Source organism: Jiangella sp. DSM 45060, assembly GCF_900105175.1.
GTDB lineage: Bacteria > Actinomycetota > Actinomycetes > Jiangellales > Jiangellaceae > Jiangella.
Genome location: NZ_LT629771.1, coordinates 2300281 through 2322679, shown reverse-complemented (window position 1 = coordinate 2322679; position 22399 = coordinate 2300281). Strand labels below are relative to the sequence as shown.

Here is a 22399-nt window from a genome sequence, read left to right as displayed (position 1 = left end):
CGCGGCCGGCGCCGATCGTCCCGCTGCGGAGCCAGGTTCGGCGTACCCCGCTGGTATCCCCCGAGGGACACCTCCGTAGTACGACGCGCGGGCACGGCCGCCGCCCTAGTGTGATTCGCGTGAACGGCGAACCGCGCACTGCCCGGTCGTGGCTGCCGTGGCTCTGCGCCGCGGCGGCGTTCGTCGTGACTCTGCAGACGGCCGACGATGTGCTGGACGTGCCGGTCGGCGCGACCCCGCTGGTCGCGGCGGCCGCTGCGGTGCCACTCGGCCTGATCACGACGCTGCCGGCGCTCGGCTGGCTGCTGTCGGCCGGCGCGGCGCTCTTGGTGTCGCGCGTGTACGACGTGGTCGACGGTGATCCGTGGCCGTGGCCGACCGTGCACGGGGTCGTCCTGCTGGCGTTGCTGTTCGCGACCGGGCTCCAGCCGCGGCCCTGGTCGCGCTCCCCTGCCGACGGCGAGGAACGGCGGTCGCCCGGCGACGACGGCACCAGCGCGAGGCCGCAGGCACCCGGCGCCGACGGGGGCGCGGAACAGCCGTCACCCGGCGACAGCGCGGGGCTGCGGACGCCCGGCGACGACGGCGGGCAACCGCACTCCCCTGACGGCGACAGCGCGAGGCCACGGACGCCCGTCGACGGCGGCAGGGATCCGCGGTGGCTCGACGGCGGCACCAAAACGGGGTGGCGATCGCGAGTGGCGGGCGTGCTCGGCGACCTCGCGGTCCCGGGGGTGGCGACGGTCGCGACCGCGTTCCTGTTCGCCGTCTCGGTGCCGGACGACCTGCGTGCGGGCTGGGCGGTCGGCGCGGCGCTGATCGGGCTTGCGGGCATCGTGGCAGGGGCCGTGGTCCGGCGAGTCCGGGCCCTCCGGACGTTCCGGCCGATCCTGACGCCGCCGGACGGGTCCTCCGTGCCGCCCGGTGAGCTGCCGCAGCTGCTGCGCGCCGGACTCCGTCAGGCCGTGCTCGACTGGCGTCCGCCCCCGGCCGTCGAGCCGAGCGGCATCGCGCCGTGGGTGCGCCGCTACGTCCCGTGGCTGGCCGCGTTCGTCGTGTTCTGGGCGGCGACCGCGACCATCGAGGCGTCGGTCCGGATCCATCCGCTGCTGGTGCCGGTCGCGGGCACTGCCATCGCGCTGCCGGTCGGGCTGATCGACCGCTACCCGCTGGTGGGCTGGCGCGTCGCCACCGTCCTCGGGGTCGTCCTGCCGCTGCTGGGCCCGCCGAGCGACGGCGAGTACGACGGCGCCTGGCCGGTGATCTTCCAGTGGTCCTGGCTCGTCGCGTTGTATTTCGTTGCGGTGCGATACGACCGGTGGTCGACGGTGTGCGTGTGGGCGATCACCGTCGCCGCGATGCTCACCGGCACGGGCGACAACGCGGGCACGGCGGCCACGATGATCGTCGCGGCCACGGCGGTCACCGTCATCGGCGACCTCGTGCGCGCCCGCCGCAGCACCAGCCGCGACCTCGAGCGGCAGACCGAGCTCAGCGAACTGGAGAAGGCCCGCCGCACGGTCCTGGAGGAACGCAGCCGCATCGCCCGCGACCTCCACGACGTCGTCGCCCACCACATGTCGATGGTCGTCGTCCAGGCCGAGACCGCCCCGTACCGGATCGACGGCCTGTCCGAGCCCGCGCGCGCGGAGTTCGCGTCGATCAGCGGGTCGGCCCGGCAGGCGCTGGACGAGATCCGCGGCCTGCTCGGCGTGCTCCGTGGGACCGACGAGACGGTCACGCTGGCGCCGCAGCCGGGGCTCGCCGAGCTCGGCGACCTGGTCGACGGCGCGCGGCGGTCGGGGGTCGCGGCGGAACTGACGACAGCCGGGACGCCGGCGGCGGAGGTGCCCGCGACGGTCGGGCTGTCGGCGTACCGGATCGTGCAGGAGTCGCTGGCCAACGCGGTCCGGCACGCGCCCGGCAGCGAAGTGACGGTGCGGGTGTCGTACGCGGCGCGGTCGGTGGAGTTGCGCATCTCGAACACGGCGCCCGCCGTCGCCGCCGCGCATCCGGCGACGGAGGCGAGCGGGCACGGACTGCCCGGCATGCGGGAACGTGCGGCCGTCGTGGGTGGGACGCTCGCGGCCGGGCCGACAGCGGACGGCGGGTTCGCCGTGACGGCGGTGCTCCCCTGTCGGCCGGCTTCCCCCGCCGAGGAGGACGACCGGCGCCGCGACGTATCCGGCGAGGCCCCTGTGCCCGGCGACGGCGGGCAGGGAACGGCCGAGGACGTGCAACGCGGCGGCCGGCCGGTGGCGGCCGGAACGGACGAGGGCGCAGCGCCCGGCGAAGGACACGCTGCGGCCGGGACGGACGAGGATCACGGGCGAGGCGACGGCGGGCAGGGAGCGGCCGGGGCCGCTGAACGGGGCGACGACGGTGGGCGGGGCGCGGGGACGATGGACGACGAGGGAGCCGGATGACGATACGGGTGCTGATCGTGGACGACCAGGCGATGGTGCGCGAAGGCTTCGGTGCGCTGCTCGCCGCGCAGGAGGACATCGAGGTGGCCGGGAGCGCCGCCAACGGGGCCGAAGCGGTCGACGCGGTGTGGAGGAAGCATCCGGACGTGGTGCTGATGGACGTGCGGATGCCGGTGCTGGACGGGCTGGAAGCGACCCGGCGCATCCTCAAAGCGCCCGGCGACCGGCACCCGCGCGTCGTCATGCTCACGACGTTCGACCTGGACGACTACGTGTACGAGGCGCTGCGGGCCGGCGCCAGCGGCTTCCTGCTGAAGGACGCGCCGGCGGCCGACCTGGTGCACGCGGTCCGGGTCGTGGCCGCCGGGGACGCGCTGCTGGCGCCGTCGGTGACGCGGACACTGATCGCCGACTTCGCCCGCCGCCCGCAGCAGAACCGGCCCCGGCCCGACCAGCTGCGTGCGCTGACGCCGCGGGAGACCGAGGTGCTCAAGCTCATCGCCGCCGGCCGGTCGAACGGCGAGATCGCCGAGACGCTGGTGCTGGCCGAGCAGACGGTCAAGACGCACGTCGGGCGCATCCTCATGAAGCTGGACCTGCGCGACCGCGCCCAGGCCGTCGTCATCGCCTACGAGACCGGGCTCGTGCAGCCGGGCGGGTAAGGACCATATCCTTGCCCGATTCCGGGCAGATTCTTGCCGCTTCCGGTCAGCCAACGGCATGGTTGACCGCGTGACGCACACCGCCGCGGAGCTCGTCGAGCAGATCATCCGGACGACGGGGCTGCCGGCGGGGGTGGCGCGGCGGGTCGTCGCGGACGTCGCGGCGTACTTCGCCGAGCCGGTGGAGGACTACGTGCGACGCCGGCACCAGGAGCTGCAACTGCGCGGCGGGAAGAACGAGGAGATCTTCGAGCGGATCCGCGCCGAGCTGACGCACCGGCCGGTCCGCGCGCCCGACCTGTCCACGCGGCAGCTGCGCCGCATCGTCTACGGCTGACGCCACAGCAAGCGGCCGGCGCCGACGCCGACGCCGAACAGCACAGGCTGACGCCGACCCCTGGTCCGCACCCGGCCACAGCGCTAGAACACAGAGAGCAACGAGAGGACCCACGCCATGTGCGGAATCGTCGGATACGTCGGCGCGAAGCCGGCCGCCCCCATCCTGGTCGACGGCCTGGCGCGGCTGGAGTACCGCGGTTACGACTCCGCCGGCGTCGCGGTCCTGGGGCCGAGCGAGATCCGGCTACACCGCGACGCCGTCAGGGTGCGCGAGCTGGAGGCGGGCCTGCCGAAGCGGTTCGGCGGCAAGACCGGCATCGGCCACACGCGCTGGGCCACGCACGGCGTCCCGTCGCAGCGCAACGCGCACCCGCAGCTCAGCGCCGACGGCCGGGTCGCGGTCGTGCACAACGGCATCATCGACAACGCCGCTCAGCTGCGCGCCGAGCTGCAGGCCGACGGCGTCGAGCTGACGTCGGACACCGACACCGAGGTGCTGGCGCACCTCATCGCGAGAAGCAGCGAGACCACCCTCGAGCAGGCCGTCCTCGCCGCCCTCGACCGGATCGAGGGCACCTACGGCATCGCCGTCCTCGACCAGGCGCACCCGGACCGCATCGTCGTCGCCCGCAACGGCAGCCCGATCATCCTCGGCCTCGGCGACCGCGAGATGCACGTCGCCAGCGACACCGCCGCCCTGGTCCGCTACACCAAGCAGGTCGTCCATCTCGACGACGGCGAGCTGGCCACGCTCCGGGCGGATGGCTACCAGACGTTCACCCGCGAGGCCCGCACGACGAAGACCGCGGTCACCGTCGACTGGGACGCCTCCGACTACGGCACCGACGGCCACGAGCACTTCATGCACAAGGAGATCGCCGAGCAGCCCGACGCCGTCCGCCGCATCCTCAAGGGCCGCCTGGACGAGCGCTTCCACACCGTCCGCCTCGGCGGGCTGGAGATGGACGCGCGCGAGCTGCGCGAGTTCCGCCGGGTGAAGATCCTCGGCTGCGGCTCGGCCTACTACGCCGGGCAGGCCGGCGCGCAGTTCATCGAGGAGATCGCCCGCGTCCCCGCCGACGCCGAGCCGGCCTCGGAGTTCCGCTACCGCAACCCGGTGATCGAGAAGGACACCCTCTACGTCGCGGTCAGCCAGTCCGGCGAGACGTACGACACGCTGGTCGCCGTCCAGGAGCTGAAGCGGAAGGGCGGGCGGGTGATCGGCCTGGTCAACGCGGTCGGGTCGAGCATCGCGCGGGAGTGCGACGGCGGCGTCTACCTGCACGCGGGCCCGGAGATCGCGGTCGCGTCGACGAAGGCGCTGACGAACATGCTCGTCGGGTTCGCGCTGCTCGGCCTGCACCTGGGCCGCATCCGCGACGTGTCACCGGCGGACGGGCGCCGCCTCATCCAGGCGCTGCAGGCACTGCCGGAGCAGATCGAGGCGATCATCGGTGACGAGGAGCACCTGGCCGCCGTCGCCAAGGAGCTCGCCGCGGCCAGCAGCCTGTTCTTCGTCGGACGCACCCGCGGCTTCCCGGTGGCCCGCGAGGGCGCACAGAAGCTGAAGGAGATCTCCTACCGGCACGCCGAGGCTTACCAGACGTCCGAGCTGAAGCACGGCCCGCTCGCGCTGGTCGGCCCGGAGCTGCCGACCGTCGCGATCGTGCCGGACGACGAGCTGCTGGACCGCAACCTCGGCACACTGCAGGAGATCACCGCCCGCTCCGGCCCGCTCACCGTGGTGACGCACGACGGCGTCGACCTCGGCGTCGAGCCCGCGCACGTCATCACCGTGCCGAAGAGCGAGCCGGAGCTGGACCCGCTGCTGCTGACGATCCCGCTCCAGCTGCTCGCCTACCACGCCGCGCTGACCCTCGGCCACGACGTCGACAAGCCGCGCAACCTCGCGAAGTCGGTGACCGTCGAGTAGTCACACGTGCGGCGCGACCTCGGCCGCGATGAGCTCCAGGTGGTCGAGGTCGGAGAGGTCGAGGATCTGCAGGTAGACGCGGCCGCCGCCGAGCTCGCGGATCGCGTTGATGCTGTCGACGACCTCTTGCGGCGTCCCCGCCAGCCCGCTGGTCCGCACCTCGGCCGGCTCGCGCCCGATCGCCGCGGCCCGGCGAGCGAACGAGGCCTCGTCGGAACCGACGCAGGCCACCAGCGCCACCGAGTACACCAGCGAGTCGGGGTCGCGGCCGGCGTCCTCGCACGCCTTGCGGACGACGGCGAACCGCTCGGCGATGTCGGACTTCGCCGGGAACGACGAGTTGTACTCGGCGGCGTACTTCGCCGCCAGCGCGGGCGTGCGCCGCGGGCCGTTGCCGCCGACGATCAGCGGGACGTGCCGCTGCGTGGGCTTGGGCAGCCCCGGCGACTCACTCACCGTGTAGTGCTGACCGGCGTACGAGAACGTCGAGTCGGACGGCGTGTTCCACAGCCCGGTGATGACGTCGAACTGCTCTTCGAGCAGGCCGAAGCGCTTCTCGGGGAACGGAATGCCGTAGGCCTCGTGCTCGCGCGCATACCACCCCGCGCCCAGCCCCAGCTCGACCCGTCCGCCGGACATCTGGTCGACCTGGGCGACCTGGATGGCCAGCACGCCGGGGTTGCGGAACGTCGCCGACGTGACCAGCGTGCCCAGCCGGATGCGCGACGTCTCGCGGGCCAGCCCGGCCAGCGTCGTCCACGCGTCGGTGGGGCCGGGCAACCCGCTGACGGAACCCATCTTCAGGTAGTGGTCGGAACGGAAGAAGGCGTCGAAGCCGAGCCGCTCGGTCGCCTGCGCGACGGCGAGCAGGTCGTCGTAGCTCGCGCCCTGCTGGGGTTCGGTGAAGATGCGCAGCTGCATGGGCCCAGCCTTTCACGGCCGGGCCAGCGGCCTCAGAGCCAGTCCTTCTTCCGGAAGATGACGAACAGGCTGACACAGACGATCGCCATGAGCAGCACCGCGAACGGGTAGCCGAACGACCAGTGCGTCTCGGGCATGTTGTCGAAGTTCATGCCGTAGATCGTCCCGACCAGGGTCGGGGCGAACAGGATGGCCGCCCACGACGAGATCTTCTTGAGCTCCTCGTTCTGCGTGAAGCTGGCCTCGGTGAGCGCCTTCATCTCCTCGTTCTGCTGCTGGGTGACCAGCGTGGCGTTGACGGCGAGGATGTCGGAGAGTACCTGCCGGAAGCCGTCGACCCGCTCGGTGACCTCCGTGGCGTGGTCGGCGACGTCGCGCAGGTAGCGCTGCAGCTCTTCGTCGGTGCCGTACTTCTCGAAGCCGCCCTCGAGCCCGGCCAGCATGCCCGACAGCGGCCGGGTGGCCCGCTGGAACTCGAGCACCTCGCGGGACAGCTCGTAGATGCGCCGCGAGACCTTGGGGTCGCGGCCGAACACCTGGACCTCGATCTCGTCGACGTCGTTGCTGACGCCGTTGACGACCGGCACGTAGCCGTCGACGACGGCGTCGAGGACGGCGTACAGGACGGCCTCGGGGCCCAGCCGCAGGAGGTCGGGGTCGTCCTCCATGCGGCGCCGGACGCTGGAGAGGTCGGGCGCCGCGCCGTGCCGGACGGTGATGACGAAGCCGGGCCCGACGAACAGGTGCAGCTCGGCGAAGTCGACCTCTTCGACGGCGTCGAGGTAGCGGGCCGCGCGCAGCACCACGAACAGGGTCTCGCCGTACCGCTCGAGCTTGGGCCGCTGGTGCGCCTCCATGGCGTCCTCGACGGCGAGCTCGTGCAGGTCGAACTCGTCGGCCAGCGACAGCAGCTCGGCGTCGCTCGGCTTGTGCAGCCCGATCCACGCCATGGCCTCGGAGTCGGCGCGCAGCTGGCGGTACGTCTCGGCCAGCGAGCTGGGCGTGCTGATGCGCTTGCCGTCGCGGTACAGCGCGGCGTCGACGATGCTGGAGCGCCGCTCGGCGGCCGCGGGCTGGTCGGCGGGGCGATCGGTCACGGAATCGTGCCGGCCCTGCCGGCGCAGAGCGGGACGGATGACGCGCAGGGCGCGCTGACGGCGAGGAGGCATGGCGTCGCTCCCATGGCGATGAGGCGGACGGAGACGGGGGTCGTGCGACGCAGGACCACCCGGCCGTCAGGCATCAGCTGCCCCGGACCTCGGCGCCCTGCGACGCATGACTAGGAGGCTCACTGCGCATGGCCGCCTCACCTCCTGGTCGTCGCCGCTTTCGCCGCCCCCAAGCCTAGTCCACTTCAGTTGCGGGGTGCAGGATCGCGACGCACTCGACGTGGTGCGTCATCGGGAACAGGTCGAACGCGCGCAGGCCGGTGAGGCGGTAGCCGTGGGCGGCGAAGGTGGCGAGGTCGCGTGCCAGCGCGGCGGGATCGCAGGCGACGTAGGCGACCACCCGCGGCCGGCGGGCGGCGATCTGGCGGACGACGGCGGCCTTGGCGCCCTCGCGCGGCGGGTCCAGCACGACGACGTCGGCGGCGGGCGGCACCCCGGCCGGCCCGGTACCGGACAGCACGCGGTCGACCCGGCCGGTCAGCAGCCGCACCCAGGGGACGTCGTGCAGGTTGCGCCGCGCGTCGGCGACGGCCTGCCGCGCCCCCTCGACGCCGACAACGGTGCCCGACGAGCCGACCAGCGGCGCCAGCGCGCCGGCGAACAGGCCGACGCCGCAGTAGAGGTCGAGGACGGTCTCGCCCGGCCGCGTCTCGACGCCCTCCAGCACGGCGCTGACCAGCGTGTTCGCCGCACCCGGGTGCACCTGCCAGAACCCGCCGCCGCTGACCCGCCAGCGCCGTCCGGCCGCCTCCTCGACGACGTAGCGGCGGCCCTCGGCCACCTCGCCGTCGACCAACACCTGCCGCTCCCCCGTGTTCGCCGCGACGACCTCGACCGAGGCGGCGCCGGGCCACTCGCCGTCCTCGACCCGGGCCGCGCGGACCTCGGGGTGCGCGATGCGGCAGTAGTCGATCGGCACCACGTCGTGCGAGCGGTGCGCCCGCAGCCCGGCGCGCCCACCAGCGTCGACGGCGTACGTGACGCGCGTGCGCCAGCCCAGACCGTCGTCGTCACCGGGGACGGGCTCGACGACGACCTCGCGGCGCAGGCCGGCCAGCCGCTCCAGCTGCTCGGCGACGACGGCCGCCTTCAGCGAGCGCTGGGCCGGCAGCAGCACGTGCTGCCAGTCGCAGCCGCCGCACTTGCCAGGTCCGGCCCACGGGCACGGCGGCTCGACCCGGGCCGGCGACGGCGTCAGCACGGCCACCGCGTCGGCGCGCCAGAACCGGTCCTCGGTGCCGCCCTCGGTGACGCGGACGCGGACCCGCTCGCCGGGCAGCGCGTGCCGGACGAAGACCGCCCGGCCCTCGTGCCGCGCGACACAGACGCCGCCGTGCGCGACGGCGCCGACGTCGACCACGACCTGCGTCCCCACGACGGACTCGCCGCGGGCCGCGCGCGTCCGCCCGCTCAGCGCGGACCACCCCGCCGGACGTCGCCGGGCGCCTGCTTCGCCTTGACCCTGGCCTTCGCGGCCGCCGCCGAGCGCAGCTGCCACGGCACGCTCGTCACCATGACGCCCGGTGTGAACAGCAACCGGCCCTTGAGCCAGAAGACGCTCTGGTTGTGCAGGATGCGCTCCCACCAGTGCCCGACCACGTACTCGGGCACGTACACCGTGACGACGTCGCGCGGGCTGGCCCGGCGGATCGCCCGCACGTACTCCACCACCGGCCGGGCGATCTCGCGGTACGGCGAGTCGAGCACCCGCAACGGCACCGGGATGTCGTGGCGGTCCCACTCGTCCAGCAGCGCGGCCGTGGCCGACTCGTCGACGTCGACGGTGATCGCCTCGAGGATGTCCGGCCGGGCCGCCCGCGCGTAGGCGATGGCCCGCACCGTCGGCTTGTGCAGCCGCGACACCAGCACGACCGCGTGCACCCGCGACGGCAGCAGCGACTCCGACGGCCAGTCCTCGACCGCGAGCTCCTCCGAGGTGGTGTCGTAGTGCCGGCGGATGCCCCGCATGACCAGGAACAGCAGCGGCATCATCGCGACGACCAGCCAGGCGCCGTGGGTGAACTTCGTGATCAGCACGACGACGAGCACGACGCCGGTCAGAACGGCGCCGGTGCCGTTGATGGCCCGCGAACGCAGGATCTGCCGTCGCTCCGGCCCGCTCGGACCGGCCGCCAGCAGGCGGTTCCAGTGCCGCACCATGCCGGTCTGGCCGAACGTGAACGCCGTGAACACGCCGACGATGTAGAGCTGGATCAGCCGCGTCACCGACGCGTCGAACGCGACGATCAGCAGGCCGGCCAGCACCGCCAGCACGAGGATGCCGTTGCTGAACACCAGGCGGTCGCCGCGGGTGTGCAGCTGGCGCGGCGCGTACCGGTGCTGCGCCAGGATCGAGCCGAGCAGCGGGAACCCGTTGAACGCGGTGTTCGCGGCCAGGATCAGGATCAGCGCCGCGGCGCCCTGGATGTAGTAGAAGGGGATGGTGTCGCCGCCGAACACCGCCTCGGCCAGCTGCGAGATGACGGTCGGCTGCGGCTGGGTGCAGTCGAAGCCGACCAGGTCGCAGGAGTTCTCCACGTAGCGGACGTCGGCGACGACGGCCAGCGCGGTGATGCCGCTGAACATCGTGATCGACAGCGTGCCCATGATGGCCAGCGTGGCGGCCGCGTTCTTCGCCTTCGGCTTGCGGAACGCCGGCACGCCGTTGGCGATCGCCTCGACGCCGGTCAGCGCCGTACAACCGGACGCGAACGCTCTCAGCACCAGCAGCATCAGCGCGATGCCGCCGAGATCGGTCATCTCGGCATGGACGTCGTACTGCGCCGACTCGGCGACCGGGTCGTCGCCGAAGAGCGTCCGGCCCAGGCCCCACACGATCAGCCCGGCCATGCCGACGATGAACAGGTAGGTGGGGATCGCGAAGGCGATGCCGCTCTCGCGGATGCCGCGCAGGTTCATCGCCGAGAGCAGCACGACGATGCCGATGGCGATGGGCACCCGGTAGTCGTTCAGCTCCGGGACGGCCGAGATCAGGTTGTCGACGCCCGCGGACACCGACACCGCGACCGTCAGGATGTAGTCGATCAGCAGCGCGCTGGCGACGACCAGTCCGGCGGTCGGGCCGAGGTTGGTGTTGGCCACCTCGAAGTCGCCGCCGCCGCTCGGGTACGCGCGCACCAGCTGGCGGTACGACGCCACGACGGTGATCAGCAGCAACACGACGACCGCGGCGACCCACGGGGTGTACGTCAGATAGGCCAGGCCGCCCAGCGTCAGGATGACCAGGATCTCCTGCGTGGCGTACGTGACCGACGACAGCGGGTCGCTGGCGAACACCGGCAGGGCCAGCCGCTTGGGTAGCAGCGTGTGCCCCATGCGCTCGCTGGGAAGTTTGCGACCGATGAGGAGCCGCTTGGACAGATCGCCGAGGCTCGGCACGATCGGCAATGGTATGCCTTTCGGGGCGGACGTGTAACGTCGGCAGCGACACGGCGAGCCCCCGCGTCGCACGGTGAGTGTGAGAGGACCACATGCACGTCGTCATCATGGGCTGCGGCAGGGTCGGCTCGACCGTCGCGCACATCCTCGAATCGCACGACCACACGGTCGCGATCGTCGATCAGAACCCCGAGGCGTTCCGGCGGCTGCAGCCGGGCTTCGAGGGCTCGACGGTGGCCGGGGTCGGTTTCGACCGCGACGTGCTCATCGAGGCAGGCATCGAGCGTGCCCATGCGTTCGTCGCGGTCAGCAGCGGCGACAACTCCAACATCCTCGCCGCCCGGGTGGCCCGCGAGACGTTCGGCGTCGACAACGTGGTGGCCCGCATCTACGACCCCGGCCGGGCCGAGGTGTACCAGCGCCTCGGCATCCCCACGGTGGCGACGGTGCGGTGGACGGCCGACCAGATCCTGCGCCGGCTCTTCCCCGAGGGCGCGCAGACGGAGTGGGTCGACCCCACCGGCACCGTCCAACTGGCCGAGTTCCACCTCAGCAACGGCTGGGTCGGCCTCACGGTCGACAAGCTGGAGGAGGCGACCGGCGCCCGGATCGCGTTCCTCACCCGCTACGGCGAGGGCGTGCTGCCCACCGCGTCCACCGTCATCCAGGACGCCGACCTCGTCCACGTCCTCGTCAACACCGAGCGCGTCTCCTACGTCGCGCAGGTGCTCGCCAAGGACCCGGAGGTGGAGGTCTGATGCGCGTCGCCATCGCCGGCGCCGGCAACGTCGGCCGCTCGATCGCGTCGGAGCTGCTGGCCAACGGCCACGACGTCCTGCTCATCGACAAGGACACCAAGGCCATCAAGGCCGCCAGCGTGCCCGAGGCCGAGTGGCTGCTGGCCGACGCCTGCGAGCTGTCCATGCTCGAGGAGGCGGCGCTCGACCGCTGCAACGTCGTCATCGCCGCCACCGGCGACGACAAGGTCAACCTCGTGGTGTCGCTGCTGGCCAAGACGGAGTTCGGCGTGCCGCGCGTGGTGGCCCGGGTGAACCACCCGCGCAACGAGTGGATGTTCAACGAGTCCTGGGGCGTCGACGTGTCGGTGTCGACGCCGCGCATCATGAGCGCGCTGGTCGAGGAGGCCGTCAGCGTCGGCGACCTCGTCCGGCTGTTCAGCTTCCGGCAGGGCGAGGCGAACCTGGTCGAGCTGACGCTGCCGGGCGACTCCCCCATCGTCGGCACGGCGGTCGCGGACGTCGCCTGGCCGGTCGACACCTCCCTGGTGTCGATCATCCGCGGCAAGCACGTGCACAGCCCGCTGCCCGACCTCCCGCTGGAAGCCGGCGACGAGCTGCTGTTCGTCGCCGCGCCGGAGCGGGAGAAGCAGCTCGAGGACCTGCTCTCGCCGCACGCCGGCTGAGCCGCCGGGGTTCAGCCCTCGACGGGGCCTGGCTTCGCGGGCGGAAGCAGCCGTTGTGTCCGCTGCCCGGTGACCTCGGCGATCGTCTCGAAGTCACGGTCCTCATGCAGCAGGATCAGGCCCTGCAGCTCGGCGGCCGCGGCCAGGAGGAGGTCGACGGTGCCGGCGCTGCGGTGCCACCCGCGGTGGGTCAGGTACCCCTGCACCTCACGAGCGCGCCCGTAGATCCGATCGGGTATCGGCATCCAGGGAAACGTGGCTTCCAGGACGGCGAGGACATGTGCCCGTTCGTCCGGCGAACGAGCCGAGTAGAGGAACTCGAGTTCGGTGAGGTCGCACATCCCGACCTGACCGTTCGCAACCGCCTCGCGCCATTCTCCGATGGCCTCACCAGACATCCATCGGACGACGGCGCTGGTGTCGACCAGAAAGTCGACGGTGGAGCTCATCGACGGTAGTTCTGCTTGTCCCTGAGCACATCCAGATCGACCGCGCCGTCCTCGGCCAGGCGCTGCAACTCGGCGAACGCCCGGGCGCGGCGCAATCGGGCCGTCGTTTCCCGCAGCGAAGCGTTGACGGTGTCCTTCTTCGTCGTGGTGCCCAGAACCTCGGCTGCCTCGGCGAGCGCATCGTCGTCGATGTCGATGAGCATCTTCGTCATGCCGACCCGCCCTTCGATATATCCATCTTACGGCGAGAGTATATATCAGCCCTCGACGGGGCCGGGCTTCGCGGCCGCCGTCCGTTCCTGGTGGGCGCGGTACGCGGGCCGGATGATCAGCCAGGAGAGGTAGGCGACCAGCAGGAACAGCGGCCAGCTCATGACCAGCCGGGCGCCGGCCAGCCAGCCGATCTGGTCCTCGCCGGACAGGTAGAGCGGCACCTGCACCGCCAGCCGCAGCGCGAACATGCCCACCCACAGCAGGCTGGCCCGGGTGTACGCGCGCAGCAGCGCGGGGTCGTGGCGCCAGGCCGTGCCCTGGCCGGTGACCAGCCCGACGAACACGCCGAGCAGCGGCCAGCGGACGGCGATCGAGACCAGGTAGGCCAGCCCGTAGCCGACGTTGATCAGAAGGCCGGGCAGGAACACGTCCTCGGCCCGGCCGGTCCGGTTGGCCATGAACGCGGCGAGGCCGACGCCGAGGAAGCCGGCGATGACGTTCTGCAGCTGTTCCTTGCGCAGCAGCCGGACGACGGCCAGCAGCGCGCCCGAGGCGAGCGCGACCCACAGCGACAGCGTGAGGTCGCGCCCGGCCGCGGTGTACACGACGGTGAACAGGGCGAGCGGCAGGCCGGCGTCGAGCAGCGCGGCCGGGCCGAGCACGTTCTGGGCGCGGAACCGCTCGTCGGAGGTGAGGGCCTGGACCCAGCCCTGCCGGCCGGCACGGTCGGGGGCGCCGGGATCGCTCTGACTCATCTCACTCCATGCCTGCGGGCAGCAGCTCGTATCGCGGGTTGTACATGACCCTGCGGCCGTCGAGGGTGGCCACCCGTCCGGTCGCGACCAGCCGGCGTCCGCAGCTGATGCCGGCGATGCGCCGCCGGCCGAGCCAGACCAGTGTCACCGCGCCGGAGCCGTCGTACAAATCGGCCTCGAGGGCGGGCGTGCCCAGGCGCGGCTGCAGCGTGACCGACTGCAGCACGCCGCGGACCCGCACCGTGGTGCGGTCCTGGACGTCGGCGAGCGGCTGGCAGCCGGCCTCGCGCGCGTCGTCGCGCAACTCCTCGGCCTCGACCTCCTCGTCGGAGGCGACCCACCGCGTGATGGCGCCCCAGATGCCGCGGCGCCCGGTGTTCTCTTCCACAGCTATGAGAGTAGTCCGCCGAGGCAAACCAGCAGCTCAGGCCTGGAGCGGCTGGGACGGGTCGGCCGGCGGGCGGGTGCCGGCCGGCGGCTTCAGCACGATGACGTCGCCCGGCGCCATCGGCGACTGGCCGCGGACGACCACCGTCTCCTTCACCAGCGCGACGAAGCGCTGGAACGTGGCGGCGTCATTGGTGGCCTTGCCCAGGAACGTGGCGCGCAGCATCCAGCGCGGGCCGTCGATGGCCGACACCCGCGACGGCTGCAGCACCTGCTTGCCGTCGGGCGCCTGCACCGGCACGACCAGCCGGACCTCGGTGCCGAACGGCCCGGGCGCCTCCTCGGCGCGGCCGCCGCGGCGCTGGGCGTCCTGGCTGATCTGCAGCCGCGTCTGGCCCCACATGCCGGAGCTGCGCGGCGCGGCGACGGCGATCAGCTGCACCGCGGCGTCGTCGATGGCGAGGACGGCGCTGGTGGCGTTGCCGGTGCGCTGGTCGACCTGCAGCTGCAGCTTCATGCCGGGCGCGGCCTTCACCAGCAGGCCGCCGAGGTCGACGCGGCCCTTGCGCGCCTCGTCGAGGTCGACCTCGGACTCGTCGAGCGGGCCGCCGGAGCGGTCGCTCTTGGCCTCGTCGTCCTCGCCGGACCCGTCCGAACCGGACGCCGTCGAGGTGGCCTCCACGGTCTCCTCGACCGCGGCCTCGTCCTCATCGCCGTCGCGGCGCCGCCGTCCCCACACCCTGACCGTCCCCTTCGTCTATCGGACGCCGGCGTTGCCGCCGGCCTGGCTTGCCGTGCCCGTCGACCCGTACCCGCCGTCGCCCCGCGCCGAGCCGGGCAGCCGCTCCACCTCGTGGAACCGGGCCCGCTCGACCCGCTGGACGACCAGCTGGGCGATGCGGTCGCCACGCGCGAACACCGCCGGCTCCCGCAGGTCGTGGTTGACCAGCAGCACCTTGATCTCGCCCCGGTAGCCCGCATCGACCGTGCCCGGTGTGTTGACGATGCTGACGCCGAGCCGGTGCGCGAGCCCCGACCGCGGGTGGACGAATGCAGCGTAACCCGCGGGCAGGGCGATCGCGATGCCCGTGCCCACCATGGCCCGCTCACCCGGCGCGATGCTGACGTCGCTGGTCGTGATCAGGTCGGCGCCGGCGTCGCCGGGATGGGCGTAGCCGGGCAGCGGCACGTCCGGGTCCAGCCGGGTGATGAGGACGTCGACGGGGTCCGTCACGGGTTCACCTCCGCGACCTTCGCGGCCGCTTCCGAGAGCTCCGACACGGCCACCGGGCGGCCGTGGTCGGTGAAGTGGGTGGGCGGGACGACGACGAAGACGGCCGACGCGGTGACGCTGACCGGGCCGTCGGGCGCGTTCTCGCGGCCGGTCGCGGACATGAAGATCTTGCGGCCCTCGGCGCGGTCGACCGCGGCGCCGATGTGCAGCGTCGTGCCGACCGGGACCGGGCGGCGGTAGCTGGTCTCGAGGTGGCCGGTGACGGCCGGTTTGCCGATCAGCCAGATCAGCGAGCCGAGCACCTCGTCGAAGGCCAGCGACAGGATGCCGCCGTGGGCCAGGCCGGGCGCGCCCTGGTGGTCGTCGGTGACGGTGAACGTGCCGGCCACGGTGAGGCCCTCGCCCGCGACAACGGTGACGTGCAGCCCCGTCGGGTGGTCCGGTCCGCAGCCCACGCACATGCGGTAGTGCGAGGCGATGGTGCTGCCGGGCGCCGGCGCGCCGGGATGCCGCTCGATCGCGTCGGCGGGACGCGGCGCCCCGTGCTGCCGTTCGGTCACGATCGACGACCCTACCCGCTCGGCTCCGGCGATCCGTGGCACCCTGCTGGAGTGACTGCTTACCGCGAACGCCTGGTGGTGCCGGCTCGATGGTGGCTGCTGCTGGCCGGGCTGGCCGCGTCGGTCTGGCTCGTCTACGAGCTGCCGTTCGGGCCGCGGGTGTCGCTGCCGTCGGCGGCCGCCGTGCTGCTGCTCGGCGGCGCCGCGCTGCTGCTGTACGGCCGGCTCTGCGTCGCCGTCGGGCCCGACGGCGTCCGCGTGGGGCGGGCGCGGCTGCCGTTGACGGCCGTCGGCACGGCCGAGGCGCTCACCGGCGACGACGCGCGGGCGGCGCGTGGCCCCGGCCTCGACCGCCGCGCCTACGTGGCGATCCGCGGGTACGTGCCGGGGGTGGTGCGCATCGGGGTCGACGACGACGCCGACCCCACCCCCTACTGGCTGGTGTCGACGCGCCGCCCCGAGCGGCTCGTGGCCGAGCTCGAGGCGGCGCGTCAGACGGCCGGCCGGTGAGGGGTCCGGAGGTGCTCAGGCCGCGCAGTCGCGGCAGATGAGCATCCCGTCCTTCTCCTTCGCCAGCTGGCTGCGGTGGTGCACCAGGAAGCACTGCGAGCAGGTGAACTCGTCAGCCTGCCGCGGCAGCACCCGGACCGCCAGCTCCTCGTTGGACAGATCTGCTCCCGGCAGTTCCATGGACTCGTTCAGGTCGGACTCGTCGACGTCGACGATGCCCGACGTCTTGTCCATGCGCCGGTTCTTCAGTTCCTCCAGCGAGTCCTCGGACAGATCGTCGTCGGTCTTGCGTGGCGCGTCGTAGTCGGTTGCCATGATCTATTCCCCCTCACTGGGCGCGTCATGATGTCGGTGGCCGGGCCGGTTTGGACACCGTGCCCCTCCGTAACGCACGACGGCCCGCGGTTGTGCCCGCTCCGAGCGGGAGATTCTGCCTGATGCGGTACCCCGTTGGCACGGCACCCCACACAGTGGGAGTTCGTGTCGTCCTCTGGACCGACGGATCACACCGTTCTCCGGGACGAGGGATGTCACCATTCCAGGCGAGAAGCTGTCAACGGATCGTCCCACCGAGAGGAACCGCATGCTCGAGCTCGACCGGCTGTCCCGCCGCTACGGCGACGTCGTGGCTCTCGACGATCTCTCGTTCACGGTCCGACCTGGGCAGATGTACGGTTTCGTTGGCACCAACGGCGCCGGCAAGACCACCGCCATGCGCATCGTGCTGGGCGTCCTCGAACCCGACAGCGGCGAGGTCCGGTGGAACGGCACCCCCTCGACCAGGACATCAGGCGTGAGTTCGGTTACATGCCCGAGGAGCGCGGGCTGTACCCCAAGATGCAGGTGCACGAGCATCTCGTGTACCTCGCGCGGCTGCACGGTGTGGCAGGCATCACAGCCGACAGGGCCGCATCCGGCCTGCTCGAGGCGCTCGCTCTGAGCGAACGTGCGTCAGATCGCGTCGAATCGCTCTCGCTCGGCAACCAGCAGCGGGTGCAGCTGGCCGCCGCGCTGGTGCACGATCCCGCCGTCATGGTCCTCGACGAGCCGTTCAGCGGCCTCGACCCGATGGGCGTCGACTCCATGGCCGCGGTGCTGCGCGCCCGCGTCGACGCCGGCGCCGCCGTGGTGTTCTCCAGCCACCAGCTCGAGCTGGTCGAGCGGCTGTGCGACGCCGTCGGCATCATCCGGGCCGGCCGCCTGGTCGCCGACGGCACCGTCGACGAGCTGCGCGGCACGGCCGCGAACCGGTTCCGGCTGTCCGTCGACGCCGCGCCCGGCTGGGTGGCCGCGCTGACGGCCGCGGTGCCCGGGCTGAGCGTCGTCGAGGACGCCGAGCAGACCGTGGTCGTCGAGCTGGCGCCGTCGGGCGACGACCAAGCCCTGCTCGACGCCGCCCGCGCCCTCGGCCCCGTCCACCAGTTCACGCCGGTCCGGCCCACCCTGGCCGACCTGTTCCGCTCCGTCGTCGCCGAGCCGGCCGAGGCGCCGTCCGGCCCCGAGAAGGTCGAGGCCGCCTGATGTCGCGCCCACTGTCGTTCCGTGAGGCCGCCACGCTCGTCGCCCGCCGCGAGTTCGGGCAGCGCATCCGTGAGCGCTCGTTCTTCATCTCGCTGCTCATCACGCTCGGCATCATCGCGGTGGTCGTGCTGCTCCCCCGGTTCACCGACTTCGGCGCCGGCAGCTACGACGTCGCGCTGGTCGGCGAGCCGTCGGGCCTGCAGGAGGCGGTCGCGCACCAGGCCTCCGTCGCGGACATCGAGGTGAGCTTCCAGTCGGTGCCCGACGCCGCCGAGGCCGAGCAGGCCGTCCGCGACGGCGACCTCGACGCCTACGTCGACGGCGACTCCGTCGTCGTCGACCAGTCCCTCGACGACACGCTGCGCGCCGTCCTCCAGAACGCGTACAGCCAGGTCGAGGGCGCGCGGGCGCTGGAATCGGCCGGCATCGACCCCGCCGACGTGTCCGCCGCGCTCACGTCGGCCACGCTGCGGACCGTCACCCTCGACCCCGACGCCGACGAGCGCGAGACCCGCGGCGGCATCGCGTTCTTCGGCACCATCGTGCTGTTCGGCCAGCTCATCACCTACTCCATGTGGGTGGCCATGGGCGTCGTCGAAGAGAAGTCCAGCCGGGTGGTCGAGGTGATCCTCGCCACCATCCCGGCGCGGGCGCTGCTGGCCGGCAAGATCATCGGCATCGGGCTGCTCGGACTGCTGCAGCTCACGCTGATCGGCGGGCTGGGGCTGGGCATCGCGGCGGCGCTGGGCGCGGTGAGCCTGAGCGGGCCCATGATCACGCCGGTCCTCACCGCCCTCGGCTGGTTCGTCCTCGGCTTCGCCGCCTACGCGTCGCTGTCGGCGGCGGCCGCGGCCCGCATCTCGCGGCAGGAGGACCTGCAGAACGTCACCACACCGGTGAACACGCTGATGATGGTCTCGTACTTCGGCGCGTTCTACGTGTTCCTCAACCAGGACGCCGCCGCCGCGGGGGTGCTGAGCATCGTGCCGCCGTTCAGCGCGCTGATCATGCCGCTGCGCATGGCCCGGGGCGACGCCGCTGGCTGGGAGATCGGGCTGGCGCTGGGGCTCATGCTCGCGCTGATCGCCGTCCTCGTCGTGCTGGCGGCGCGCGTCTACGAGGGGGCCGTGCTGCGCATGGGCGCCAAGGTGTCGCTGAAGGACGCGTGGGCCGCCCGCCGCCGCACCGCCCGATGATCATCAATGATCCGACCCCCTATGGGTGGTTGGATCATTGATGATCATGGGAGCGGATCAGTCGTGGTCGGCGCCGAGCCGCTCCAGGAGCGCCGTCAGCTCGGCCGCCACGCCGGGCGTCGCGGCCAGGGCGAGGTCGTTGCCGGCCTCCGCACCGCGCAGGCCGCTGACCACCGCGCCGGCCTCGGCGGCGATCAGCCCGCCCGCCGCGAGGTCCCACGGGTTCAGGCCGCGCTCGTAGTAGGCGTCCAGCCGGCCGGTCGCCACGGCGCACAGATCGAGCGCGGCGGCGCCGGCCCGGCGGATGTCGCGGACGGCCGGGACGACCTCCAGCAGCACCGCCGCCTGCCGCGCCCGCCGCACCGCGTCGTAGCCGAAACCGGTCCCGACCAGCGCCAGCGACAGCGACGTGCAGGACGAGACGCGCACCGGGCCGCCGTCGAGGAAGGCGCCGCCACCGGACACCGCCGTCCACGTCTCGCCGCTGGCGGGGTTGTGGACGACGCCGGCGCGGACCACGCCGTCGACGCGGGCGGCGATGGAGACCGCGTACTGCGGGATCCCGTAGAGGTAGTTGACGGTGCCGTCGATCGGGTCGACCACCCACTCGACGCCGGTCGAGCCGGCGACCGAACCGTCCTCCTCGCCGAGGAAGCCGTCGTCGGGGCGGGCGGCGAAGAGGCGCGAGCGGATCAGCGCCTCCGCTGCGGTGTCGGACTCCGTGACGACGTCCGTGGGCGTCGACTTGGTGCCGGCGACGGCCATGCGCTCGACCGCCTCACGCTTGTCGCGGACGAGGTCACCGGCCTCACGGGCGGTCTTCTCGGCCAGGACGAGCAGGTCGGCGGGGTCGGCCGTCACGGGGATTCCTCCACAGGGGTCACGGGTACGGGGGCGAGTCGACGCCGCAGAGCGCGGGGAGGTCCTCGCGCAGGTTCGGGCAGCAGCCGGCCGGGCAGACGTCGGCGGCGGGGCCGGGCGGGCCGATGCTGGCCCGGACGACGGGCTCGCCGCGCTCGACGGCGGCCCGCTCGAGCAGGAGGTCGATGACGGTGTCGACGAAGTCGGGGTGGGTGCCGGCGGTGGCCGCGCGGGCCGCCGCGATGCCCAGCTCCTTCGCCGTCGCCAGCGCCTCGGTGTCGAGGTCGTACGCGACCTCCATGTGATCGGACAGGAACCCGATGGGCGCCAGCACGACCGCCTCGACGCCCTCGGACGCCAGCGCGGCCAGGTGGTCGTTGACGTCGGGCTCCAGCCACGGCATCGACGGCGGGCCGCTGCGCGAGCAGTAGACGAGGTCGTGCGGGCGCTCCACGCCCGTGCGGGCCTGCACCTGCGCGCTGACGGCGGACGCGACGGCCAGGTGCTGCGCGACGTACGCCCCGCCCGTCGGCCCGGACGTCTCGGCCATGGCGTCGGGGATGGAGTGCGTCACGTAGACGATGCGGGCCCGGTCGGCGACGTCGCGCGGGAGGTCGCCGAGCGCGCCCACGACGCCGTCGGCGTTGGCCGTCACGAAGCCGGGGTGGTCGAACGAGTGCCGCAGCCGGTCGATGCGCGGCGCCCCCGGCCCGACCTCCTGCACGGCGCGCCAGAGGTCCTCGCGGTACTGCCGGCAGCCGGAGTAGGAGTCGTACGCGCTGGTCACGAACGCCGCGACGCGCTCGACGCCGTCGTCGCGCATGCGGGCCAGCTCGTCGGCGAGGTAGGGGTCCCAGTTGCGGTTGCCCCAGTAGACCGGCAGCGAGATGCGCCGCTCGGCCAGCTCGTGCTCGAGGTTCGCGATCAGCGCGCGGTTCTGGTCGTTGATCGGGCTGCGCCCGCCGAACAGGCGGTAGTGCTCGCCGACCTCTTCCAGCCGCTCGCGCGGGATGCCCTTGCCGCGCGTGACGTTCTCGAGGAACGGGATGACGTCGTCCTGCCCCTCCGGACCGCCGAAGGAGACGACCAGGAGGGCGTCGTACGGATCGGTGATGCTCACCATGAGAGCCTAACGCCCATGGTCTGGCAGAACTGGGCGCGTACCGTCCAGGCGCGCCCGGTCCGCGTCGAGCGGCCGGCCGGCGCCGACGAGGCCGCCGCCGTGCTCACCGCCGCCGCACGCGACGGGCTGCGGGTCAAGCCGGTCGGCGCGGGCCACAGCTTCACCCCCGTCGCGGCGACGGACGGCGTGCAGGTCCGGCTCGACGGCCTCAGCGGCCTGCTCGCCCTCGACACGGAGGCGGGCACGGCGACCGTCGGCGCCGGCACCCGGTTGCACGAGCTCAACGCGCTGCTCACCGAGCGCGGCTACGGCCTGACGAACATGGGCGACATCGCGGTCCAGACGGTGTCCGGGGCCATCGCGACCGGCACCCACGGCAGCGGCCGGGCCAGCGCGTCGCTGTCCGAGCAGGTGGTGGCGCTGGAGATCGCGCTGCCCGACGGCACGGTGCGGCGCGTGTCGGCCACCGACGACGGCGACCTGTTCCAGGCCGCGCGGCTGGGCCTCGGCGCGCTGGGCATCGTGACCAGTGTCACGTTCCGGGTCGAACCGGCCTTCACGCTGCGGTCGACGGTGGAGCGGACGACACTGGACGCCGTCGTCGAGCGGTTCGCCGACCTCGAGGCGGCCGACCACTGCGACCTCTACTGGCTGCCGTTCACCGACGCCGTCCAGCTCACCGTCAACCGCCGCACCGGCGAGCCGGCCGCGCCGCCGAACCCCGTCGCCGCCTGGTGGTCCGGCGACGTCGTCGAGAACGCCGGACTGGCGCTGGTGCAGCGGGTGACCCGGGCCGCGCCCAAGACCACACCGGCCGTCAACGCCGTCGCCGCCCGGCTGATCGGCGCCCGCAGCTTCGTCGACGCCGCGCCGAAGGTGTTCACCAGCACGCGGCGGGTCCGGTTCCACGAGATGGAGTACGCGCTGCCCCGCTCGGCGGCGCCCGGGGCGCTGCGGGCGCTGCGCGACCTGACGGCGCGCGGGCCGTGGCGGGTGGCGTTCCCGGTCGAGGTCCGCCTCGCACCGGCCGACGACGTGTGGCTCTCCCCCGCCTACGAGCGCGACACCGTCTACGTCGCGACGCACGCCTACCCCCGGACGGACTACACCGGCTGGTTCTCCGCCGTCGAGAAGCTGTGGACCGAGTACGGTGGGCGGCCGCACTGGGGAAAGCTCCATACCCGCGATTCGGGGTATCTTCTCGATCACTACCGGCGAATGGGGACGTTCCGGGCGGTCCGCGACCGGGTCGACCCGGAGCGGATCATGGCCAACGAGTACCTCGACCAGGTGCTGGGCGAGTAGAAAAGTGCTCGTC

Annotated in this window: 23 protein-coding genes and 1 pseudogene; 10 read left to right on the top strand and 14 right to left on the bottom strand. The window is 72.7% G+C overall.

Annotated elements, in window-relative coordinates; genetic code table 11:
- The first annotated feature begins 119 nt into the window (after nt 1–119).
- From BLU82_RS10375 to glmS, 4 genes are all read left to right on the top strand, one after another.
- Complete coding sequence (locus BLU82_RS10375) at nt 120–2426, top strand: sensor histidine kinase (RefSeq protein ID WP_157740791.1); 2307 nt, start codon at nt 120–122, stop codon at nt 2424–2426.
- Nucleotides 2423–3088, top strand: a complete 666-nt coding sequence (locus BLU82_RS36150; RefSeq protein WP_069114732.1) for a response regulator transcription factor — start codon at nt 2423–2425, stop codon at nt 3086–3088. The genes BLU82_RS10375 and BLU82_RS36150 overlap by 4 nt, the downstream gene beginning before the upstream one ends.
- 58 nt (nt 3089–3146) lie before the next feature.
- Entirely contained in the window at nt 3147–3425 is a 279-nt protein-coding gene (locus tag BLU82_RS10365; protein ID WP_092619396.1) for a hypothetical protein, read from the top strand.
- A gap of 117 nt (nt 3426–3542) precedes the next feature.
- Entirely contained in the window at nt 3543–5360 is a 1818-nt protein-coding gene (gene glmS, locus BLU82_RS10360) for a glutamine--fructose-6-phosphate transaminase (isomerizing) (protein WP_092619393.1), read from the top strand.
- Here glmS and BLU82_RS10355 read toward each other — a convergent pair whose 3' ends face one another.
- The 4 genes from BLU82_RS10355 to BLU82_RS34695 form a co-directional block, all read right to left on the bottom strand.
- Complete coding sequence (locus tag BLU82_RS10355) at nt 5361–6281, bottom strand: LLM class F420-dependent oxidoreductase (protein ID WP_092619390.1); 921 nt, start codon at nt 6279–6281, stop codon at nt 5361–5363.
- A 32-nt stretch (nt 6282–6313) separates the two neighbouring features.
- Nucleotides 6314–7450, bottom strand: a complete 1137-nt coding sequence (locus BLU82_RS10350; protein WP_092619387.1) for a magnesium and cobalt transport protein CorA — start codon at nt 7448–7450, stop codon at nt 6314–6316.
- Between the two features lie 175 nt (nt 7451–7625).
- Nucleotides 7626–8825 carry a class I SAM-dependent RNA methyltransferase gene (locus tag BLU82_RS34700; protein WP_231947756.1) on the bottom strand — a complete coding sequence of 400 codons (1200 nt, stop codon included), beginning with the start codon at nt 8823–8825 and terminating at the stop codon, nt 7626–7628.
- Between the two features lie 35 nt (nt 8826–8860).
- Nucleotides 8861–10786: an APC family permease gene (locus BLU82_RS34695; RefSeq protein ID WP_172885568.1), complete on the bottom strand. Its 1926-nt coding sequence runs from the start codon at nt 10784–10786 to the stop codon at nt 8861–8863.
- 155 nt (nt 10787–10941) lie between these two features.
- On the opposite strand from BLU82_RS34695, the gene BLU82_RS10340 reads away from it, so the two are divergent.
- Both BLU82_RS10340 and BLU82_RS10335 read left to right on the top strand, forming a co-directional pair.
- Nucleotides 10942–11607 carry a TrkA family potassium uptake protein gene (locus tag BLU82_RS10340; protein ID WP_092619384.1) on the top strand — a complete coding sequence of 222 codons (666 nt, stop codon included), beginning with the start codon at nt 10942–10944 and terminating at the stop codon, nt 11605–11607.
- Complete coding sequence (locus BLU82_RS10335; protein ID WP_069114736.1) at nt 11607–12272, top strand: TrkA family potassium uptake protein; 666 nt, start codon at nt 11607–11609, stop codon at nt 12270–12272. Before BLU82_RS10340 ends, BLU82_RS10335 begins: the two co-directional genes overlap by 1 nt.
- Before the next feature lie 11 nt (nt 12273–12283).
- Here the strand turns inward: BLU82_RS10335 and BLU82_RS10330 are convergent, their stop codons facing one another.
- From BLU82_RS10330 to BLU82_RS10300, 7 genes are read right to left on the bottom strand one after another with little or no spacing between them, the layout of a single operon-like run.
- Nucleotides 12284–12721 (bottom strand): PIN domain nuclease, encoded by a 438-nt coding sequence (locus BLU82_RS10330; protein WP_092619381.1) that lies wholly within the window; start codon nt 12719–12721, stop codon nt 12284–12286.
- Entirely contained in the window at nt 12718–12933 is a 216-nt protein-coding gene (locus BLU82_RS10325) for a type II toxin-antitoxin system VapB family antitoxin (RefSeq protein WP_092619378.1), read from the bottom strand. The genes BLU82_RS10330 and BLU82_RS10325 overlap by 4 nt, the downstream gene beginning before the upstream one ends.
- Nucleotides 12934–12978: 45 nt before the next feature.
- Nucleotides 12979–13689 carry a DUF3159 domain-containing protein gene (locus BLU82_RS10320; protein WP_092619375.1) on the bottom strand — a complete coding sequence of 237 codons (711 nt, stop codon included), beginning with the start codon at nt 13687–13689 and terminating at the stop codon, nt 12979–12981.
- Between the two features lies 1 nt (nt 13690).
- Nucleotides 13691–14083, bottom strand: a complete 393-nt coding sequence (locus tag BLU82_RS10315) for an OB-fold nucleic acid binding domain-containing protein (RefSeq protein WP_370246313.1) — start codon at nt 14081–14083, stop codon at nt 13691–13693.
- A 30-nt stretch (nt 14084–14113) separates the two neighbouring features.
- A complete protein-coding gene (locus BLU82_RS10310; protein ID WP_092619372.1) occupies nt 14114–14815 on the bottom strand; it encodes a DUF3710 domain-containing protein in 702 nt (233 codons plus the stop codon).
- 18 nt (nt 14816–14833) lie between these two features.
- Nucleotides 14834–15310 (bottom strand): dUTP diphosphatase, encoded by a 477-nt coding sequence (gene dut, locus BLU82_RS10305; protein WP_092619369.1) that lies wholly within the window; start codon nt 15308–15310, stop codon nt 14834–14836.
- Nucleotides 15307–15870 (bottom strand): PaaI family thioesterase, encoded by a 564-nt coding sequence (locus tag BLU82_RS10300; protein WP_231947755.1) that lies wholly within the window; start codon nt 15868–15870, stop codon nt 15307–15309. Before BLU82_RS10300 ends, dut begins: the two co-directional genes overlap by 4 nt.
- 51 nt (nt 15871–15921) lie before the next feature.
- Here BLU82_RS10300 and BLU82_RS10295 point away from each other — a divergent pair, with 51 nt between their 5' ends.
- Nucleotides 15922–16380 (top strand): DUF3093 domain-containing protein, encoded by a 459-nt coding sequence (locus tag BLU82_RS10295; protein WP_197682851.1) that lies wholly within the window; start codon nt 15922–15924, stop codon nt 16378–16380.
- Nucleotides 16381–16395: 15 nt separating this feature from the next.
- Here the strand turns inward: BLU82_RS10295 and BLU82_RS10290 are convergent, their stop codons facing one another.
- Nucleotides 16396–16695, bottom strand: coding sequence for a DUF4193 domain-containing protein (locus BLU82_RS10290; protein ID WP_053202804.1), 300 nt, complete (start codon nt 16693–16695; stop codon nt 16396–16398).
- A gap of 268 nt (nt 16696–16963) precedes the next feature.
- On the opposite strand from BLU82_RS10290, the pseudogene BLU82_RS36295 reads away from it, so the two are divergent.
- Both BLU82_RS36295 and BLU82_RS10280 read left to right on the top strand, forming a co-directional pair.
- Nucleotides 16964–17901, top strand: a pseudogene (locus BLU82_RS36295) (ABC transporter ATP-binding protein).
- A complete protein-coding gene (locus BLU82_RS10280; RefSeq protein ID WP_092619363.1) occupies nt 17901–19097 on the top strand; it encodes an ABC transporter permease in 1197 nt (398 codons plus the stop codon). The pseudogene BLU82_RS36295 and the gene BLU82_RS10280 overlap by 1 nt, the downstream one beginning before the upstream one ends.
- Before the next feature lie 57 nt (nt 19098–19154).
- On the opposite strand, the gene BLU82_RS10275 is transcribed toward BLU82_RS10280, so the two are convergent.
- Nucleotides 19155–19958, bottom strand: a complete 804-nt coding sequence (locus BLU82_RS10275) for an inositol monophosphatase family protein (RefSeq protein ID WP_231947754.1) — start codon at nt 19956–19958, stop codon at nt 19155–19157.
- A gap of 19 nt (nt 19959–19977) precedes the next feature.
- Entirely contained in the window at nt 19978–21081 is a 1104-nt protein-coding gene (locus BLU82_RS10270) for a ferrochelatase (RefSeq protein ID WP_092619357.1), read from the bottom strand.
- Between the two features lie 15 nt (nt 21082–21096).
- Between BLU82_RS10270 and BLU82_RS10265 the strand changes: the two genes are divergently transcribed.
- Nucleotides 21097–22386, top strand: coding sequence for a D-arabinono-1,4-lactone oxidase (locus BLU82_RS10265; RefSeq protein ID WP_092619354.1), 1290 nt, complete (start codon nt 21097–21099; stop codon nt 22384–22386).
- Nucleotides 22387–22399: the final 13 nt, after the last annotated feature.